Source organism: Gemmobacter sp. (genome assembly GCF_016792925.1).
Classification (GTDB): Bacteria; Pseudomonadota; Alphaproteobacteria; order Rhodobacterales; family Rhodobacteraceae; genus Gemmobacter.
The window spans coordinates 1-2,592 of the sequence record NZ_JAEULU010000235.1 but is presented as its reverse complement, the minus strand read 5'-3'; the positions used below and the strand labels follow the sequence as shown (position 1 = coordinate 2,592).

Annotated in this window: 3 protein-coding genes and 1 pseudogene; 2 read left to right on the top strand and 2 right to left on the bottom strand. The window is 64.4% G+C overall.

Translation table 11 applies throughout. The features are described from left to right. Both JNN06_RS11195 and JNN06_RS11190 read right to left on the bottom strand, forming a co-directional pair. Nucleotides 1–258, bottom strand: a 258-nt coding sequence (locus JNN06_RS11195; RefSeq protein WP_291239674.1) for a peptidylprolyl isomerase, incomplete at its 3' end; no start/stop codon positions are given. Continuing rightward, nucleotides 248–760 (bottom strand): peptidylprolyl isomerase, encoded by a 513-nt coding sequence (locus JNN06_RS11190; protein ID WP_291239673.1) that lies wholly within the window; start codon nucleotides 758–760, stop codon nucleotides 248–250. The genes JNN06_RS11190 and JNN06_RS11195, both read right to left, overlap by 11 nt. Nucleotides 761–896: 136 nt before the next feature. Here JNN06_RS11190 and JNN06_RS11185 point away from each other — a divergent pair, with 136 nt between their 5' ends. Both JNN06_RS11185 and JNN06_RS11180 read left to right on the top strand, forming a co-directional pair. Beyond that, nucleotides 897–2,084, top strand: coding sequence for a phosphoglycerate kinase (locus JNN06_RS11185; protein ID WP_291239672.1), 1,188 nt, complete (start codon nucleotides 897–899; stop codon nucleotides 2,082–2,084). Between the two features lie 123 nt (nucleotides 2,085–2,207). After that, a pseudogene (locus JNN06_RS11180) lies at nucleotides 2,208–2,592 on the top strand (hypothetical protein); the annotation flags it as partial.

Sequence of the window (2,592 nt, the reverse complement as noted above, 5' to 3'; positions counted from 1 at the left end):
ATAGTGCACATCGCCGGTCTGGGCCTTGTAGCCGTCGATCACGCGGTGGAACACCACATCATCATAGGCGCCTTCCTTGGCGAGCGCGACGATCTGCGCCACATGCTTGGGCGCGACATGATCGGCCAGATCAATGACGATCTCGCCCTTGGTCTGACCATCGACCTCGATCACCAGGTTCGGGCCCGCGCCATCTTCCTGCGCGAAGGCGGGGGCGGCGATCAGGGCCAGCGCGGCCAGCGAGAGCTTACGCAACATCGGCAGCCACCCGCACCTTGATCATGCGATCGGGGTTCACCGGCGGCTCGCCCCGGGTGATCTTGTCCACCGCATCCATCCCCGAAATCACCCGGCCATAGACTGTGTACTGCAGGTTCAGGAAGTGGTTGTCCTTGAAATTGATGAAGAACTGGCTGTTGGCCGAGTTCGGGTTCTGCGAGCGGGCCGCGCCCAGGGTGCCCCGGTCATGCGGCAGTTTGGAAAACTCGGCCGGCAGGTCCGGCAGATCGGAGCCGCCGGTGCCCGAGCGGCGGGCATTGTAGGACGGGCTTTCCATATTGCCATGTTCCACATCGCCGGTCTGGGCCATGAAGCCCTCGATCACGCGGTGGAAGGCCACATTGTCATAGGCCCCTGCGCGCGCCAGCTCTTTCATGCGCTCGACATGTTTGGGGGCCACATCGGGCAAAAGCTCGATCACCACATCGCCGTCTTTCAGCGTCAGGATGATGGTGTTTTCGGGGTCTTTGATCTCGGCCATAAGGTCGGTCTCCTGTGTTTGCTGGCGCGCAAGGTAATGGCCGCGCGCGCGAAGGGAAAGGGCAAAGCGGCCAGAAAGGTTGACGTGGCGCCATGATCGGCGGAAACAGGGGCAACCGATTTGCGAGGAGACTGCAATGGCTTGGAAGACGCTGGAAGATCTCGACCTGAACGGCAAGACCGTGCTTTTGCGCGTGGATATCAATGTGCCGATGGAAAACGGTGTGGTCTCTGATGCGACGCGGATCGAAAAGATCGTGCCGACGGTGAAGGATATTCAGGCCAAGGGCGGCAAGGTGGTGTTGCTGGCGCATTATGACCGGCCCAAGGGCAAGGTGGTGCCGGAGATGAGCCTGGGCCAGTTGCAGGGCGCGCTGGCGGGCGCCTTGGGTGTGAAGGTGGTGTTTGGCGCCGATTGCGTGGGCGATGTGGCCAAGGCCGCGATTGCGGCGGCGGGCCCCGGCGATGTGGTCTTGCTGGAGAACACCCGCTTCCATGCGGGCGAGGAGAAGAACGCCCCCGAGCTGGCAGCCGCCATGGCGGAGTTGGGGGATGTCTATGTGAATGACGCCTTCTCGGCGGCGCATCGGGCGCATGCCTCGACTGCCGGTCTGGCGCATCTGCTGCCCGCCGCTGCGGGGCGCTTGATGGAGGCGGAGCTGCGCGCGCTGGAGGCGGCTTTGGGCGCGCCCAAGCGCCCGGTGGTGGCGGTGGTGGGCGGGGCCAAGGTCTCGACCAAGCTCGATCTCCTGGGCAATCTGGTCAGCAAGGTGGACCATCTGGTGATCGGCGGCGGCATGGCCAATACTTTCCTTGTGGCGCAAGGGGTTGAGGTCGGAAAATCGCTGGCCGAGCGCGATATGGCCGACACGGCGCGCGCGATCATGGGCAAGGCGCAGGCGGCGGGTTGCACCATCCATCTGCCGCTGGATGTGGTGGTGGCGCGCGAGTTCAAGGCGGGGGCGGCGAATGAAACGGTGCCGACCGCCGACTGCCCGGCGGATGCGATGATCCTGGATGCCGGCCCCGCCACGGTGGCGGCGCTGGAGCAGGTGTTTGCAAATGCCAAGACCCTGATCTGGAACGGCCCCCTGGGCGCCTTCGAGATCGAGCCGTTCGACGCGGCCACCAATGCGGCGGCCCGCGCCGTGGCGCGGCTGACGGCGGCGGGGGGGCTTGTCTCGGTCGCGGGCGGCGGCGATACGGTGGCCGCGCTGAACAAGGCGGGGGCTGCGGAGCAGTTCAGCTTCATCTCGACCGCGGGCGGGGCCTTCCTGGAATGGATGGAGGGCAAGGAGCTGCCGGGCGTGGCGGCTCTGGGCTGAGCGCCCGGGCCGCGACATCTGCACGGTTGACGTTACGGCCCCTGTTTTCCTAGCATGAAGCCGCAGCCTGCAAGGGCTGCGGCTTTGGCATTTTTTCAACATGGGAATTCACAGATGTTCTGGATGGGCACCGAAGCAAGCGAGCGCAAGAACGGGACCGTCGGCGGCGATCATTTTCAGAGTATGGGCGGTAACGATACGCTGAACGGCGGGCGCGGCAATGATCTGCTGCATGGCGGGCGCGGCAATGATGTGGTGAATGGCGGCGCGGGCCATGACGAGCTTTCGATGCTGGGGGCTGACCGGCTGACCGGCGGCACCGGCAAGGATTTTTTCAGCATGCTGGGCATCATGTACAATCAGATGCTGGGCAGCAATGTGCGCAGCGTCATCACCGATTTCAAGGTGGGTGGCCCGTCGGCGGGCACCGATGTGCTGCAATTTTCCGGGTTCAAGTTCAGCTGGGCCGACCGTGACCGCGATTTCACCGACGGGTTCTCGATGGTGA

Coding starts and splice junctions, on each gene's coding strand:
- JNN06_RS11190 (WP_291239673.1), bottom strand. CDS start 760: ATGGCCGAGATCAAAGACCCCGAAAACACCATCATCCTGACGCTGAAA.
- JNN06_RS11185 (WP_291239672.1), top strand. CDS start 897: ATGGCTTGGAAGACGCTGGAAGATCTCGACCTGAACGGCAAGACCGTG.